The organism is Gilliamella sp. B3892 (assembly GCF_026536305.1).
Classification (GTDB): Bacteria; Pseudomonadota; Gammaproteobacteria; order Enterobacterales; family Orbaceae; genus Gilliamella.
Genome location: NZ_JAFNOK010000001.1, coordinates 13,029 through 30,988, shown reverse-complemented (window position 1 = coordinate 30,988; position 17,960 = coordinate 13,029). Strand labels below are relative to the sequence as shown.

At 37.4% G+C, this 17,960-nt stretch carries 14 protein-coding genes; 2 read left to right on the top strand and 12 right to left on the bottom strand.

From position 1 onward, the window contains the following. Positions 1-2: 2 nt before the first annotated feature. The 7 genes from secD to J3U74_RS00105 form a co-directional block, all read right to left on the bottom strand. Positions 3-1,859: a protein translocase subunit SecD gene (secD, locus tag J3U74_RS00135; RefSeq protein ID WP_267329868.1), complete on the bottom strand. Its 1,857-nt coding sequence runs from the start codon at positions 1,857-1,859 to the stop codon at positions 3-5. A gap of 60 nt (positions 1,860-1,919) precedes the next feature. Next, a complete protein-coding gene (gene yajC, locus J3U74_RS00130) occupies positions 1,920-2,252 on the bottom strand; it encodes a preprotein translocase subunit YajC (RefSeq protein WP_220218138.1) in 333 nt (110 codons plus the stop codon). 190 nt (positions 2,253-2,442) lie between these two features. Further along, positions 2,443-4,389 (bottom strand): NADH-quinone oxidoreductase subunit N, encoded by a 1,947-nt coding sequence (gene nuoN, locus J3U74_RS00125; protein ID WP_267329867.1) that lies wholly within the window; start codon positions 4,387-4,389, stop codon positions 2,443-2,445. A 6-nt stretch (positions 4,390-4,395) separates the two neighbouring features. Next, positions 4,396-5,940, bottom strand: coding sequence for a complex I subunit 4 family protein (locus J3U74_RS00120; RefSeq protein WP_267329866.1), 1,545 nt, complete (start codon positions 5,938-5,940; stop codon positions 4,396-4,398). Between the two features lie 17 nt (positions 5,941-5,957). Continuing rightward, the gene (locus J3U74_RS00115; RefSeq protein WP_267329865.1) at positions 5,958-7,805 is read right to left on the bottom strand and encodes an NADH-quinone oxidoreductase subunit L; all 1,848 of its coding nucleotides are present in this window, start codon (positions 7,803-7,805) and stop codon (positions 5,958-5,960) included. Continuing rightward, the gene (gene nuoK / locus J3U74_RS00110) at positions 7,802-8,104 is read right to left on the bottom strand and encodes an NADH-quinone oxidoreductase subunit NuoK (protein ID WP_220218142.1); all 303 of its coding nucleotides are present in this window, start codon (positions 8,102-8,104) and stop codon (positions 7,802-7,804) included. The genes J3U74_RS00115 and nuoK overlap by 4 nt, the downstream gene beginning before the upstream one ends. 1 nt (position 8,105) lies before the next feature. Next, on the bottom strand, positions 8,106-8,597 hold the full coding sequence (locus J3U74_RS00105; RefSeq protein ID WP_267329864.1) for an NADH-quinone oxidoreductase subunit J: 492 nt from the start codon (positions 8,595-8,597) through the stop codon (positions 8,106-8,108). 349 nt (positions 8,598-8,946) lie between these two features. Between J3U74_RS00105 and ppc the strand changes: the two genes are divergently transcribed. Next, on the top strand, positions 8,947-11,589 hold the full coding sequence (gene ppc / locus J3U74_RS00100; protein ID WP_220218144.1) for a phosphoenolpyruvate carboxylase: 2,643 nt from the start codon (positions 8,947-8,949) through the stop codon (positions 11,587-11,589). A 36-nt stretch (positions 11,590-11,625) separates the two neighbouring features. Here the strand turns inward: ppc and J3U74_RS00095 are convergent, their stop codons facing one another. From J3U74_RS00095 to aspS, 5 genes are all read right to left on the bottom strand, one after another. Further along, a complete protein-coding gene (locus J3U74_RS00095; RefSeq protein WP_220218145.1) occupies positions 11,626-12,687 on the bottom strand; it encodes a tetratricopeptide repeat protein in 1,062 nt (353 codons plus the stop codon). Between the two features lie 227 nt (positions 12,688-12,914). Next, the gene (ubiD, locus tag J3U74_RS00090; RefSeq protein WP_267329863.1) at positions 12,915-14,378 is read right to left on the bottom strand and encodes a 4-hydroxy-3-polyprenylbenzoate decarboxylase; all 1,464 of its coding nucleotides are present in this window, start codon (positions 14,376-14,378) and stop codon (positions 12,915-12,917) included. 77 nt (positions 14,379-14,455) lie between these two features. Further along, entirely contained in the window at positions 14,456-14,875 is a 420-nt protein-coding gene (locus tag J3U74_RS00085) for a hypothetical protein (RefSeq protein WP_267329862.1), read from the bottom strand. After that, positions 14,862-15,338, bottom strand: coding sequence for a dihydroneopterin triphosphate diphosphatase (gene nudB, locus J3U74_RS00080; RefSeq protein WP_267329861.1), 477 nt, complete (start codon positions 15,336-15,338; stop codon positions 14,862-14,864). Before nudB ends, J3U74_RS00085 begins: the two co-directional genes overlap by 14 nt. A 10-nt stretch (positions 15,339-15,348) precedes the next feature. After that, positions 15,349-17,106 carry an aspartate--tRNA ligase gene (gene aspS / locus J3U74_RS00075; RefSeq protein WP_267329860.1) on the bottom strand — a complete coding sequence of 586 codons (1,758 nt, stop codon included), beginning with the start codon at positions 17,104-17,106 and terminating at the stop codon, positions 15,349-15,351. A gap of 286 nt (positions 17,107-17,392) precedes the next feature. Between aspS and J3U74_RS00070 the strand changes: the two genes are divergently transcribed. After that, positions 17,393-17,938 carry a cysteine hydrolase family protein gene (locus J3U74_RS00070; RefSeq protein WP_220218149.1) on the top strand — a complete coding sequence of 182 codons (546 nt, stop codon included), beginning with the start codon at positions 17,393-17,395 and terminating at the stop codon, positions 17,936-17,938. The last annotated feature ends 22 nt before the right edge of the window (positions 17,939-17,960 follow it).

The window sequence follows — 17,960 nt, the reverse complement described above, 5'->3', positions numbered from 1 at the left end:
CTCTAAATTGATAACTTATCAACACGGCGTCCGCCATAAACAAGATTGGCTAATGCTCGAGTTCCGACAATGGATGTAAACATCGATGTTAAAATACCGATTCCTAATGTAATGGCAAAGCCTTTAATCGATCCTGTACCAACGGCATAAAGAATAATAGCAGTAATTAATGTGGTGATGTTGGCATCAAAAATACTACTCCAAGCGCCAGCATATCCTTCATTAATTGCATGTTGTACCCCTCGCCCGTTACTGAGCTCTTCTTTTATCCGCTCATTAATCAGCACATTGGCATCAACCGCCATGCCCACCGTTAAAACGATACCGGCTATACCTGGCATACTTAACGTTGCTCCCGGCAATAAGGACATCGCCCCAACAATAAGAATTAAGTTAGCCACTAACGCTAAACTTGCAAACACACCAAATAGGCGATAGACCACTAACATGAAGATAACGGAAATGAGCAATCCCCATATACACGATTCTAAACCTTGAGTGATATTTTCTTGCCCCATTGACGGCCCAACTGTGCGCTCTTCAATAATTTGAATTGGCGCAATGAGTGCACCCGCTCGTAGTAATAGCGACAAATTTTTTGCTTCATCAATACTTTTAATATTAGTCACCTGAAAACGATCGCTGAATATACCTTGAATAGTTGCAACATTAATAACTCGCTCTTGTTTTTCAAGAACTGGTTTATCATTTTCATCGCGTTTGCCGGTATCTTTATATTCAACAAATAGCGTTGCCATTGCTTTTCCCAAATTCTTTTGGGTGAAATCAAGCATCGTTTTGCCGCCCGCACTGTCTAAATTGATACTCACCTCTGGTCGGCCATATTCACTAACTCTGGATGAAGAATCAGTAATATGATCACCGGTTAATACAATTCGTTTAAACAGTAGCACCGGGTAACCGTCTTCCATATATTTCAATTCCGATCCATATGGCACACGCATATCACCATTGATAATAGCGGCAAGGTTTTTTGATCCTTCTTCATTAACTTGTCTAAATTCTAATGTAGCTGTGGCACCTAAAATACGTTTTGCTAATGCCGTATCTTGAATTCCCGGTAACTCGACCACAATACGATCTGCACCTTGACGTTGCACTATTGGTTCAGCAACGCCCAATTGGTTAACACGGTTACGTAAAATAGTGGTATTTTGCTGAACAGCATCATTTTTTGCTTGTTGTAAACGCTGGTCGCTGACATTGATTACGATACTGTCATCAGTTTGGGAAGTTAATTTAAAATCTGGTAATACGTTAAGCTTTGTAATCGCTTTATTGCGATCGTCAGTATTATCAAATTGCATAACAATTTGTTGATTGTTATTTTTATTAAGAGATTTGTACTTTAAATTGCTATTTTTAAACTCAGTTCTTATATTTTCAACCGATTGCTCAGTGAGTTTACTTAATGCAGTTGTCATATCCACTTCCATTAAAAAGTGAACACCGCCTCGTAAATCTAAGCCGAGTTTCATTGGTTCGGCACCTAATACCCTTAGCCAAGCAGGTGTTGCAGGTGCTAAGTTTAAAGCGACGACATAATTATCACCTAAGGCTTGAGAAATTAATTCTTTAGCTTTAAGTTGAGTATCATTATCACCAACACGAATTAAGATAGATTTATTTTCAAACACCAATGATTTGGGTTCGATTTGATTATCACTTAAAAGCTTTTTGATATTATCTTGTGTGGTAACATTAATTTCAGCACCATTAGACGCTGAAATCTGTATAGCGGGGTCTTCACCATAAATATTTGGAAGCGCATAAAGTAGGCCGGCGCAAATTACGACGACCAACATAATGTACTTCCACAAAGGATAGCGGTTTAACACGACATATTCTCTTGTGGGTTTAGGTAATAAACACAATGAACTATAATAGCTAACACACTATTATAATGATTTCATTGTTCCTTTTGGTAAAACAGATGTGATAAAGTCACGTTTGATAACAACTTCAGTTGTATCGTTTAACTCTAACGCAATATAACCATTGTCATTCACTTTTGATACACGACCAATAAGTCCACCATTGGTTAATACTTCATCACCTTTAGAAATTGATGCCATTAACTCACGATGCGCTTTAGCACGTTTTTGTTGTGGGCGCATAATCATAAAATAGAAAAATAACCCAAACACAACAAGCATTATAGGTAAGAAATAAGGATTGTTTTCGCCTGCTGCCCCTTCAACGGCATACGCATTAGAAATAAAAAAGTCCATATTTGTCCTCTTGATATAAATAAAATATTAAAGGTCAGAATTATAACACAATAAATAAATCTGTTATTAACTATTTCTTGTCAAGGTCTTTCAGAAATTACCTACGTTTGAGCAAAAAACATACACCGCTTAATAAAGATCTAGGTGCAAAATATTCCGCCTATCAAATGATGAAGGCGGAAAATGGTGGTTATGTGGTTAAATATTGAGCCATGCTAACTAAGTTAAACATCCATTTAGGATATACGCCACAAATTATGGTTAGCAGTGCTGATAAAACAATAAATAACTCACTAAATTTAATATCACGCCATGTTGATTTGCTAACGTTTTGATTGCTATTGAGATCATCACGTCCTACTGGTCTGATATATAAGTTGATAATAAGTCGGGCATAAAAATATAAGCCTAATGTACTACCAAGAACAATAGCGGCATTTAACCACCATAATTCTGCGGTCACACCTAACATTAATAGTAGAAAACGACCAATAAACCCTGCGGTAAGCGGCACGCCAGCTAAAGACAATAACCCCACACCCATAGCAAGTGCAAGAATTGGACGGCGCCAGAATAAGCCGGAAAGATCTATTTCGTTTTCGTGATCTTGGAGTTCATCAGAATGTGATTCCAAACTAATCACACCCAATACACAAATGTTAGCTAAAATATATCCAATTAAATAAACGCCAATGGTTTCTAATGCCAACACTTGATATTGCACTGCAATTAATGCAACAAGTAAATAACCAAAATGGGCAATCGATGAGTATGCTAATAAGCGTTTTAAGCTAGTTTGCATTAAGGCAAATAAGTTACCCCATAAGATTGAGCAAAATGCCATACAAACTAAGATAATACGGATCGTTTCATTATTCACAATCGGCGCCAACAAAAATAGTCTGGCAATGGCACAAAATACTGCCACTTTTCCAACGGTTGATAATAGCAACGCAACTACGGTTGGCGCACCTTGATAAACATCAGGTAACCATAGTTGAAAAGGAACTAAAGAGAGTTTAAATCCAATACCGACCAACATCAAACACACGCCCATGAGTAATAATGTACTTGGGTAAGACATTGTTGAGAGTTGATAACTTAAACCACTAAAAGTTAGTTCACCGGTTGTAGCATAATAAAAAGCAATCCCCATGATTAAAAATGCACTGGCTATCGATGATAAAATCATATATTTAACCGCCGCTTCTAACGAGTGCGTCTGAGAATATTGATAACCGATTAAACCAACAAACGGTATTGAAAGCAGTTCAATACCAATAAAAAAGGCGATTAAATGACTGGCGTAGACTAATGTCACTCCGCCTAATGCCATGAAAAGTAAAATGACATAAAATACCCCATGATGAATTTTCTCATGAATAAACCAGCGATAAGCTAAGCAAGCAACCACAATAGCAACAATTAAAATCAAGCTGCTATATAGCAATCCATATCCGTCACAGGTAAAAAGTGCAGTAATTTGACGGGCTTTCCATCCGTCATCTGAATCATCTGCCGCCGATTGCTCCTGCGTTGATGTGGCTTGTGCCGGATTGTTGCTATCTTGAATATTTTCTTGAGTGCTTTCTTGGGTATTATTTTGAGTACTCTCTTGAGTATTGTTTTGAGTACTTTCTTGAGTATTGTCTTGATTGTTATTTTGATTAGCAACGTCATTAGCATTTTGGTTGCTATTTCCGTTACTGTTTACATCACTATTTTCATTAGTATTGGTTTCATTAGTATTGGTTTCATTAGTATTTGTTTCATTGGTATTCGTTTGGTTAGCATCACTTTCCTCAGTACTGCTATTTTCACCATTATCTGACGGTTGGTTGGCGTCCTCAGTAGAGTCAGCATCAACGGCAATTGTCTCTTCGCTTGACGGTGGCTGATCTTGAGCTGGTGCAGGCGGTGCAACCGATAATTGCATGTTATCATTACTAATATCAGTAATGGCTTGAGTATTGAACGAAATTTTATAGCCGATGATTGACGAACAAAGCAGCGCACAGCTAAGCGCTAACACCGTTAAAATTGTACATAATTTGGTGCCAATCTTGAAATAAAAGAGAGCAATGAGCAAAACAATGATGGCAAAGCTTAATACAAATATTGGCGATAAAGCTATCATAAGTTATTACTCTCCTACTCGTTCTGATGTTATATACTGCTGGGTTTGATTGACAATAGAATAAGACATATCTAACACCACTTGCGGATATAAACCAATAAAAATAAGCACTAACAACACACTCGATAACAATAAAATATCAATTTTACTGAGCAGATGTTTAGTTACCCCGGCTTTATCCACAACGCCATAAAATATCGGTTGCATACGGATAATAAACGAAATAGACAGTAATAATAAGCCAATCACTAACATAATAGTATAGTAAGAAAATGATGAAGAACTGCCTAATAACATCATATAATTACCAATAAAATTGGCAGTACCGGGGATACCTAACACCGCCAAAATAAAAAATAGCGTAAATGATGATAGATATTGCACTTGTTCTTTTAAGCCGGTGAACTGATTGATGTTTCTTGTCGAATAACATTCAGCTAATAAACCACTGACCATAAACATGCCTACGATAGCAAGATTAATGGCTATCATTTGAATCACCACACCTTGATAAGCAACGACCGAGCCACTGTAAATAATTGCGGTAACAAAACTCATTAAGGCAATATGAATATAAGCAATGAGTTTTTTAATATCTGTTTGATTAAAGGCGAGTAAAGCGGCATAAACAACAGTAAAGAGCGCTAAAGCCAATATAAATGGCATAATGACCAGCGTTGCATTTGGGAACAGTGGCACCACAAAGCGTAATAATCCAAATGTTGCGGTATTAAGTAGTAAACCGCTAATCATCATCGAACCGGTGGTTGATGATTCAATATGCGCATCAATAAGCCAGCTATGGAATGGCACAAATGGGATTCGTACGATAAAGGCCGCTAAAAAACCTAGCATAATTAAAAATTCGGTATGGCTCGAAATGGGTGTTTTAGTCAGTATTTGATAATCAAAAGTCCAATGCCCAGTCAAATTCCAGTTAATTAAAGCTAATGACACAATCGAGATTAACATCATTAAACTACTTACTTGGGTATAAATTAAAAATTTACTGGCACCATTAAAGCGTAATTGTGAACTTGAATCCCGTCGACCCCATAAAGAGATGATAAAGTAAATCGGAATGGCAACCGCTTCCCAGAAAAAGAACATTAAAAACAGATCGGTAATGACAAACAACATCATAACCGCTGACGCCATAAATAATAGGCATAGATAAAATAAACCACTGTTAGTCAGGTTTTCTTTACAAGAATAGACAATAGTGAGCAAAACGATGAATAGCGAGGAGGTAATAACAATCATCGATAAACCGTCTAACACTAAATGGAAATGAATGCCCAATAATGGGATCCATTCAAGATTGACTTCCTCAGCCCAATTAGCACCTTGCTCAATGGTATTTATCGCATGTGACCATAAAGTAATTGCCAATATTAAAGTTATTAATATGGTAGTGAAAGCAACCATCATAGGCAATTTTTGCCAACGTACTTGTAGCTGGTTAGTGTTGACAGTTCTTTGCAAAAACATATGGCATAACCAGCCAACAAATCCGCCTAATACCGGTAAAAAAACAAGCCATAACAACATGAAAGTTCACACCTTTATCAAATAAAAATCAGTAACATTAAAATCATAATGCTACCTATGACAATTGACACCATATACCATCTAATATGCCCATTTTCTAAGCTGACAATATATGCATTTATTTTTTTAATTCCCAACATGATCCAATTGTCCCATATGGCTAATGGATCAAGTTTTAACAAGTTAGCTAAATAGATATAAGGTTTAACAAATAGCGTGTGTAATAAATAGTCAAAGTGCCAATCGCTTTTACATAATCTGCCAAAGAATTTAACCATTGGCGTATTAAGCACTTCCTGCACTTCACTATTAGGATGCGCATAAAAGAAGTAAGCGATCACAAAACTCAATAACGTTACAGCGGCGAGTAACAACTGGAATGTTATTCGACCTTTTGTGTCAATATCGGCAATAGGAATAATGCCTTGAATCGGAAATGGAAAATAGATAAATAGCGCTGTAGGAAATATCAGTAAGATAAAAATAGGCAAATAATATATCCAGCTAGTTTTAGTTAACTTGCGATGTTTAGATTTATGGTAAAACACCATAAAAATTAAGCGCCAAATACAAAGACTAGACAATAAGATACCAATCAGACCAATCGTACCGGACATTAGACTATCTTGCGCCATAAGTCCCCAAATAATATCCCCTTTGATATAAAATGACGCTGACACCCATGGCATGGCACTTAACGACAGCATAATTAACAAAAATACAACAAATAAGGTTGGGTTAGTCTTGTGTAGACCACCTAATTTAGTGATATCACGCTCGCCTTGACAATTTCGAATTAAAATTGCTGACGCAAGTATTAACAGCGTGCTGGTAACAGCATAGTTGATTAAGCAATTAAGTGATAAGTCCCAGCTTTTGGTAGAAAATGCATAGAACAGGTAACTTATCTGAGCCAAATTAATATAAGTCACGATTCGTTTGATATCATTTTGTACCAACGCTATTGAGCTGGCAAATAACACCGTGAGGGAAGATATCAACATCATGATAGAAAGCGTATCAGATGACATCATAAACAAGTTACTTAATCTTAAAACCAGATAAACGCCAGCAAAAATAACGGTAGAACATTGCATTAAAGCAATTGCCGGCATTGGTGCAAGTGTGGTTTGGGCAAACCATGAATGCATAGGGAAAAGGGCTGATTTACTCATCGCACCCAAAAATAGCATAAAGGTTATCCAAAAGATGATATCAGAATCAATAGCTAAATTTTCGTGCGCTTGGGTTAAAATATCATGAATATTTAAAGTTTCGACAGTCTGATAAAGTAAAAAGATACCAATTATCAAAAAGATATCCGTTAAATGCATCATCACAAATGCTTTAACCGCCGCATAACCGTTTCGAGCTTGTTGGTAATAGATCCCAATTAGCAAGTAAGTACTGATACTCACCCCTTCCCAACCGAGTAACATAACAAATAGATTATCCACCAGTACCACAGTTAAAATACTTGCAACTAATAAGTTACTGTAGGCATAGAAGGTATAGATATCTTGTCTTGATTTTAGATAACAAGCGGCAAAAAAGTAGATTAATATACCAAAAAAAGAGGTTAAAACTAAAAAGATTAACGATAACCCATCTAAAGTTAATGAGAGAGGCACAACAAAATCACCGACCGAAAACCACGTCCATAAAGATCGGGTATAGACTAAGGTCATATCCGGCACTGTATTGGAATTAAAATCAATACATGAAAAAACGGTAATTAATGCTATAAGCAACATGGTACTGTTACCAAAAATAATAACATCAATTGAACGAATATGCCTTCCCATAAAAACCAGAATTAAGAAAGATATTAAGGGAATAATGATTGCTAAATAAAGTAAATTCATCCTTTCATTTCACTCAGTGAGTCAATATTAGAGATTTTGCGACGGTAAATTAATTTCATAAGTAGAGCAAGACCAACGCAAGCTTGAGCAATAACAGTTATTACAGCTAATAAAGCGAGCACTCGCCCGTCTGATTGTTGCCATGAACTACTTGCAGCAAATAAGGCAACGATTACGCCATTATTCATAATCATCAGGCTGAGTAATAAAAAATATAAATTACGTCGAATCATCACGCCTAACAGTCCGATCACAAATAAAATAGACGCAAGAATAAGACAATGCATAAGTGGTATCATATTATTTCTCCAACAAAAGTCGATGCATAAAATGATAAGCAATTACACCGGCACCTAATAACAGAAAAATAGCTAATTCGACCATTAAAATGTAAGCATATACTGACATTTCATGCATCAATTCGTGCGATTCTCGAAGTTGAGAATAGTCAGTGCTTACAACACCATAAATGAGTATAACCAGTAAAATAAACGCTAAAATGAGTGGGCCTAACCAAATTTTAGGGCTAATACCACGCTGACCATTTTCGACATTATCAACCTTTATTTTAAGGAGACTTGCAACCGACATAAACAGCACGATTGCACCACCAATAAAAAAGATCATATATAAAATAGCCGAAAGATAGATTTTAAGCAGAATAAATATCGATGCTGTAGCAAAAAGTGAAATAGCTAGGTACAAAATAGCTTTATCAACACGTAAGCAAATAATCACTTTCATACTGGCAATAACAGCAATAATTGACGCAATATAAAAAATAGCGTTCATTTAATAACCCAATATACATTCACAATTCCCTTAGTATATACCCAAATGCTTATAAGATACAGTTTACTGACAATCTGTTCATGGAAAAACAGACATAAAATGAACAAAAAGGTAAAAAAAACGAAATTATTAGCAGGGTTTGATTAGCTTAACATGGGTATCAACTATAATAAAAACAGTAAAATTAATAAAGTCCATAAAATTTTATTATTTAAATTCAAAGAAACATTGTTATAAAGTATATAACCTGAGCATATTAACTCATATTTAAACCTAATTCTTTAAATTGTCATTTTGGTCATACAGCTTAAAGGCGCTTAGGCAAAATATACATAAAAACGAGAATAGAATGAATAGTAAATACTCATCAATGCGAAGCAACGTCAACATGTTAGGCACATTATTGGGTGATGCAATTAAACGTGCCACCGGTAATCAGACATTTGATTTAGTTGAACAAATAAGACAACTATCTAAATCAGCTCAACAAGGAAATAAGCAAGCGCATAGCGAATTGCTTAAATTAATTGAGAATCTTAATGATCATGATTTACTGCATGTTGCACGGGCATTCAATCAGTTCTTAAATTTGGTTAATACTGCTGCCGAATATTATGGCATTTCACCGCATGGGGAAGCATCGAGCAGTCCTAAAAAAATGACAGAGTTGTTTAATTCGCTCAAAAACTTAAATTTTTCCAATGAAACCATAACGCAAGCAATTAACGATCTGTCTATTGAATTGGTATTAACCGCTCATCCAACTGAAATTAATCGCCGTACTATGATTAATACTTACACGGCGATTAACAGCTGTTTATCACAACTGGATCATAATGATTTAGCCGATTATGAAGTAGAACGCATTATGCGTCGATTAAAACAGTTAGTTTGCCAAGCATGGTATACCGATGAAATTCGCAAAAAACGCCCAACGCCGCTAGATGAAGCAAAATGGGGATTTTCCGTTATCGAAGACAGTTTATGGGAAGGTGTGCCACTGTTTTTACGGGAATTTAATGACCAGCTGGTTGATGCCTTTAATCAAGAATTATCGGTTGAACATGTACCTATCAAATTTACGTCATGGATGGGGGGGGACCGGGACGGTAACCCGAATGTTACGGCCAATGTGACCGAAAGAGTCATGTTACAAGCCAGATTAAAGGCGATCGAACTATTTTTAGCTGATATCCAAATACTAGTGCGTGAATTATCCATGACTGAATGTAGCCAATCGGTGATTGATCTATTAGATGAACCGAATAAATCAGCCTCAGAACCCTATCGCATGGTGATGAAGCAACTACGTTCACGCTTAGTAAAAACCCATAGCTATATTGTTTCATTATTAAATAATGAACAAGTCTTAGCTCCCCATGATATCTTGCTTAAAAATGAACAATTATGGACACCGCTTTATACCTGTTATCAATCTTTGATTGAAAACGGAATGTCAACCATTGCGCATGGTCCACTGCTTGATACGCTACGCCGTATTAAAAGTTTTGGTCTTCAATTGGTAAGATTAGATATTCGTCAAGATAGCTCAGTGCACACAGAAGCACTCGATGCATTAACCAAAGAGCTGAATTTAGGCAGCTATGCGCAGTGGTCGGAAGATGAAAAGCAGGCATTTTTATTAACCGAATTGCAATCCAATCGCCCACTACTTCCATACAACTGGCAACCTGATGAAATGGTGCAAGAAGTATTAGATACTTGTCGGGTAATTAAAAAAGCAGGCGAAGAATCGATTGCATCTTACGTCATCTCAATGGCCAAAGCACCTTCAGATATTTTAGCGGTCTACCTATTATTAAAGATAGTTGACTGCCAAAAAAATATCCCTGTTGCCCCGCTATTTGAAACCCTTGAAGATCTAAACAATGCCAAATCTGTCATGCAAAAGCTGTTAGATATTCCTTGGTATCGCCAACAGATCAAAGGTAAACAAATGGTCATGATCGGCTATTCTGATTCCGCCAAAGATGCCGGCTCACTGGCTGCCTCCTGGGCACAATATCGCTCACAAGAAGAGCTGGTCAATTTGTTTGAAAAATACCATGTCAACTTAGTCCTATTTCACGGGCGAGGTGGTTCAATTGGACGAGGTGGCGCACCAGCGCACGCCGCCTTACTTTCTCAACCACCGGGATCATTAAAAGGTGGACTTCGAGTTACAGAACAAGGCGAGATGATCCGTTTTAAACTTGGTTTACCCGAAGTGGCGTTAAGTAGCTTAATGCTCTACGCTTCAGCAATATTACAAGCCAACTTATTGCCACCACCTCAGCCAAAACAAGCATGGCGAGATATTATGGATGAAATGTCCGACGTTTCCTGCCAATGTTACCGAAGCTACGTTCGTGAACGTGCTGAATTTGTTGACTACTTTCGCGCGGTCACGCCTGAAGCAGAATTAGGCAGATTACCATTAGGTTCAAGACCACAAAAACGGCGAACTGGCGGTGGTATTGAAAGCTTGCGCGCCATTCCTTGGATTTTCGCATGGACACAAAACCGCCTAATGGTACCTTCATGGCTCGGTGCAGGTAGTGCGTTAAGATTAGTGATTAATGCCGGTAAAAAAGATCTGCTACAAGATATGTATCACAACTGGCCATTTTTTAATGCCCGATTAGGGATGCTGGAAATGGTATACGCCAAAGCCGCACCAAATATTCATGAATATTATGAACAAAGGCTAGTCGACCCTATCTTATGGCCGTTAGGCGAAGAGTTACGGACTTTATTAACCGAAGATATCAACACCGTATTAACTATTACTGATGATATTAGTTTAATGGCAGATTTACCATGGATTGCCGAATCAGTCGCTTTACGCAATATCTATATTGAGCCGCTGAATTTATTACAAGCGGAGCTATTGAATCGTTCACGCAAACATAGTGATGAAAATAGTGTTGTAGAGCAAGGGTTGATGATAACGATATCGGGTATTGCCGCAGGTATGCGTAATTCCGGATAAATCACATAAATAAAAAAAGGGCGTTGCGCCCTTTTTTTATTTTTCTACAGTAAGCTCTTCTAAATAATTTTTTGCATCCGGATCACCTTGTTCACTTGCTTTAGTGAACCAGTATATAGCTTTCTTTTTATCTTTCTCTAAACCTTGACCCTGTAAATATTTAACGGCTAAATTATATTGTGCATCGACACTACCTTGCTCGGCAGCTTTGAAATACCACTCAACCGCTTTTTTCTCGTCTTTTTCAACGCCACTACCGACGTCATACATCACAGCGATATTATACTGCGCTTCGGCATTGCCCGCTTCGGCAGCTTGAGTAAACCAATAAGCAGCTTGTTCATTATCAGGGCGAGTACCGCTACCGGTTGCATAGATAATCCCTAAATTAAACATCGCTAATACGTGGCCATGTTGAGCTGCTTGAGTAAAAAAGTAAGTGGCAGCCACATCGTCTTTCGTTAACCCATCACCTTTTTGAGACATTAACCCCAGATAATATTGTGCTTCAGCGTTGTTATCTTTAGCGGCTTGACTAAACCAGTCAGCAGCCGTTATCCGATTTTCCTCTACCCCGTCACCAAAATAGTACATAATACCTAAATTAAGATAGGCATCATACACTCCGCCATCACCGGCTTGGGTCAGATAGTCGATAGCCGTTTGGATGTTTTTTTCGACCCCTTCACCATTTTTATACATCATCGCTAAATTATACTTTGCTAAAGCATAATTTTGATCAGCAGCCATTTTAAAATACTTAATTGCTTGAGGTAAGTTGCGTTTGGTACCTAAGCCATTGAGATACATATAAGCTAAATTATTTTGCGCTTTAGCTAACCCTTGTTCAGCCGCTTTTCCATACCAAAACAGCGCTTTTAAATCACTACTTTGATCACCGGAAGCTTGTTTATAAATAGTGGCAAGTGAGTATTGCGATTCGGCATTACCTTTTTCCGCAGAAAGTTGTAAAGAAGGAATTAATGCATTAGGATCGCTTACCTTTATTTCGGTATCGGTCTGCACTTTGGCTTCATTTGCTGTTACCGTAAAAGTTATCGATAATAGCAAAGCTAATAAAGTTTGTATTTTTCTCATAATTTTCTATTTACCATAACATGGCAGTGATTATACATAATTGCGTCACAAGGCAATAGTTTTTGTTTATAAAACAATAAAGATAACTCAGTTATATCAATTAACTGGATAAAAACCCGTATCATTGTATATACAACTTAAAGCTATCTTTAACTCTCTAGCAACACTTTTTTAACTAACCCAAATGGCATTGAGGTAATAACTAAAAACAGTATTGATAAAACAGACTAAAGACCAAGTTCATCCCAAATATCGTCAATATGCGCAATTATTTTAGGATCTTTTTTAATTATTTTTCCCCATTCACGATGGCTTTCACCCGCCCATTTATTGGTCGCATCTAACCCCATTTTAGAGCCTAATCCCGAGACAGGCGAGGCAAAATCGAGATAATCAATCGGTGTATTATCAATAAATGTAGTATCACGATGCGGATCCATACGGGTAGAAATTGCCCACATCACATCTTTCCAGTCCCGGGCATTAATATCATCATCACACACAATAACAAACTTAGTATACATAAATTGACGGAGATAAGACCAAACCCCCATCATAATTCGTTTGGCATGACCGGGATACTGCTTTTTGATCGTAACGATAGCAATACGATAAGAGCACCCTTCTGGCGGTAAGTAAAAATCAACAATTTCGGGAAACTGTTTTTGTAATATGGGAATAAACACTTCATTTAATGCCAATCCCATAACCGCAGGTTCATCCGGTGGTCTGCCGGTGTAAGTGGAGTGATATATCGCATCTTGACGACGAGTCAAATGGGTAACGGTAAATACAGCAAATTGCTCAACTTCGTTATAATAACCGGTATGATCACCAAACGGACCTTCCGGCGCCATTTCATTTGGATCAATATACCCTTCTAAAATAATTTCAGCGCTGGCAGGGACATCCAGTTCATTGGATAAAGATTTGACAACTTCCGTTCGCCCGCCTCGTAGTAATCCAGCAAAAGCGTATTCTGATAAGGTATCAGGTACCGGGGTTACCGCCCCTAATATCGTTGCCGGATCGGCACCAATTGCGACACTAACCGGAAACTTTTCATTAGGGTATGCTTGTTGCCATTCGGCAAAATCAAGGGCGCCACCACGATGTGACAACCAACGCATAATTAACTTATTTTTTCCTAATAACTGTAAACGATATATCCCTAAGTTTTGCCGATCTTTATAGGGGCCTTTGGTAATCGTCAGTCCCCAGGAAAGCAGTGGCGCCACATCTTCCGGCCAGCAATGCATAATAGGTAAACGATTTAGATCAACTTCGTCATCTTTAAAAATCACTTCCTGACAAGGTGCAGATGATCGGCGTTTAACCGGCATATTTAACACTTGCTTATATTTAGGTAATACATTGAAAAATTGACGAATGCCTTTAGGCGGATCCGGCTCACGTAAAAAAGCTAATAGTTCGCCAATTTCACGCAGTGCGGTGGTATCTTCCCGCCCCATTCCCATAGCAACACGTTTGGCAGTACCAAATAAATTACAAAGTACCGGCATATCGTAACCGATAGGGTTTTCAAATAATAGCGCCGGACCTTGCTGACGTAATACCCGATCAGCAATTTCCGTCATTTCAAGATAAGGATTAATAGGGTAAGTTATTCTTTTTAACTCACCTTGCTGCTCAAGATAAGTTAAAAATTCACGAAAAGTAGAAAAATGCATGATTACTCCCTATTAGTCCCGACACTTTTTTTAATTATATTCAAAGTTGATGTGAATAATCCAATTTTGACTATTGATTAATCAACATCGAAATTCAAACTGTAAATAGGCTGTTGTTTATCAGCATTACACTTAACTATTTTGGCTAAAAGAAATTGATATTGATTTTGGTCAAGCTCAGTAAACTCATCTTTATCAACTTGATACAATAGATAGCTTTTATGTTTATCTTCAAATGTAAATGAAGCTATCCAATCATTACGATCTTCATAATAATCGTTAGTATAGATTTCCACAATCGTGTCATCTTTCAGATCCGGATTGTTGGCCAATTGGTGATCTACAATATTTTCAGAAATGATATTATCGGACTCATTAAACACTAAATAATTATGCGGATATGTCCTACACTCTTTAATGATGATGGTATCGGCATGGCTATTAAAACTAAAAAAGAACAAACTGCTTAAAACAATAGCGAACTTACTTAATTTCATTGTTGACCTCTTCATTATGTTTCATGATGCTATCAATTTTACCGATCGCCTCAGCATTGTTTGGCGATAAAGTAAGATTTGCAGCGTTTTTTATTGTCATCCATTGATAAGATAAATGTTCAGATAATATTGGGGTTACCTCAGAGGAAATTGGCAGATAAAACCAATGTTCTTTATTTATTTTAACATTTGGAGCATATCTATGTATAAATTGCGGGAAAATCTCAAATTCAACACTATAATTAGCGTCAATTAACTTTAGCTTTTGACCGATTATATCGATACCTGTTTCTTCCATAACTTCACGAATTGCCGTATCTTGCGGCAATTCGTCATCTTCCATACTACCTGTGACCGACTGCCAAAAATTCGGATCGTCTTTGCGTTGCAACATCAAACAGCGTTTGGTTGTTTGACAAAAAATAACAACTAAGACAGATTCCGGTTTTTTAAACATTCGCATCAAATTATCGCTATTTTTTACTGACTTCAATGCCAAGTTCGACCAATGCGGCAGGATTAGCCGGGCTTGGTGCATCAGTTAATAAACAGGTTGCCGCTGTAGTTTTAGGGAAGGCAATAACATCACGAATATTATCAGTGCCCGATAACAGCATAGTTAATCTATCTAACCCAAATGCTAAGCCTGCGTGTGGTGGAGTACCATATTTTAATGCATCAAGTAAGAAGCCAAACTTTTCACGTTGATCATGTTCATCAATCCCCAAAATAGAGAATACGGCTTGCTGCATTTCACTACGATAAATACGCACCGATCCACCACCAACTTCATAACCATTAATCACCATATCATACGCATTTGCCACCGCCGCTTGTGGATTATTGATAAGTTGCTCCGGTGTAAAATCTTTCGGTGAGGTAAATGGATGATGCATTGCACTAAGTCCGTCATCCGTCTCTTCAAACATCGGAAAATCAACCACCCAAAGCACCGCCCATTTACTTTCGTCGGTTAAAGCTAAATCTTTACCAATTTTTAAACGTAAAGCGCCAAGTGCATCACTGACCACTTTATAGCTATCAGCACCAAATAATAAGATATCACCGTCTTTGGCATTAGCACGATCAAGTAACGCTTCCATTTGCGATTGATTGAAGAATTTCGCAATCGGGCTTTGTACCCCGTCTAAACCTTTGCTACGCTCATTAACTTTGATCCAAGCCATACCTTTAGCGCCGTAAACTGAAATAAATTGCGTATAATCATCTAACTGTTTACGTGTTAACTGCGCACCATTAGGTACACACAGCAAAGCAACCCGACCTTTGGCATCATTGGCTGGCGCAGAAAATACTTTAAAATCGACATCTTTAACCAAATCTGCCACATCAATAATTTCCAGCGGATTACGTAAATCCGGCTTATCACTGCCGTAACGGCGCATTGCTTCGGCATAAGTCATTACCGGGAATTTACCCAGATCGACATTTTTGACATGTAGCCAAAGTTCGCGGATCATCTGTTCCATGATTTCACGAACTTGTTCAGCAGTCATAAACGATGTTTCAACGTCAATTTGAGTAAATTCTGGCTGGCGGTCAGCACGAAGATCCTCATCACGAAAACATTTAACAATTTGATAATAACGATCAAAACCTGACATCATTAACAGTTGTTTAAACAGTTGTGGCGATTGTGGCAGCGCATAAAACTCACCATGATGAATACGACTAGGTACTAAATAGTCACGAGCGCCTTCCGGCGTTGCTTTGGTTAACATCGGTGTTTCGATATCTAAAAAGCCGTGCTCATTCATAAAAGCGCGCACAAAAGCCGTGATCTTCGCTCGAGTTTTAAAAATGGTAGACATTTCCGGGCGACGCAGATCGATATAGCGATATTTCAAGCGCTGCTCTTCACTGTTATTTTGATTAAAATCGAGTGGTAAAACATCGCTGCGATTAAATATTGTCAATTCTGTCGCCAATACCTCAACTTCACCGGTAGCCATATCTTTATTGATTTGTCCTTCCGGTCTGGCTCGCACTTTACCTTTAATTTGAATACAAAATTCATTACGAAGTTCGCCAGCAAGTTGATATGCTTGTTGATAATCGGGATCAAAAAAGACTTGCACAATCCCTTCACGATCACGCATATCAATAAAAATCATACCACCTAAGTCTCGACGTTTATTAACCCAACCGCATAAAGTGACTTCTTGATTAATATAATTTGCATTGAGTTGCCCGCAATAAATTGTTCTCATTAAAATATCCTGTGTACTATTGCCAAAAATGCTAGTTATTATAGAGCAATTTATCCGGGTATAAAGACTATGATAAAAATAATCATCATTTAATTTACTTATACTCAGTTTTTGATAATAAATTTACTTTATAAATAAGTTATATAAAGTAAATGAAATTCAAAAAGATACCAATTATTCCTTTATAGTACTGACAAATCTCATCAAAACGGTTAATGAAAATCACTTGTCATATCATATATTTATTAATAAGCTTTAACTTTCTTAGCTAATTTGTTTACTTTATATGAAAGCTTTAATTTCAATTGATTACACTAACGATTTCGTTGCAGACAATGGTGCTTTAACGACCGGGTCAGTTGGTCAACATATTGAGTCTGAAATAGTAAAAGTAACGCAATCATTTATTAAAGATAACCATTTTGTCGTTTTCGCCATTGATGCGCATGATCCTTCAGATAGCTATCATCCGGAAAATAAACTCTTTCCACCACATAATCTTATTGGCACTAGTGGGCAACAATTATTTGGCCGTTTAGATTCGCTATATCAAAAACATAAAAATAGTGATCACCTCTATTGGATCAATAAACGTCACTACTCTGCCTTTTGTGGCACAGATCTCGATTTACGCTTACGTGAAAGACACATTAGTGAAATCCATTTAACCGGCGTTTGTACTGATATTTGCATATTACATACCGCCGTCGATGCCTACAATTTAGGTTATAACATCGTGATTCATCAAAATGCGGTAGCTAGCTTCGATCCCGTTGGTCATCAATGGGCTTTGAATCATTTTAAAAATACGTTGGGAGCAACAATAGTTTAAGATAGATAGTTTAAAAAAATTA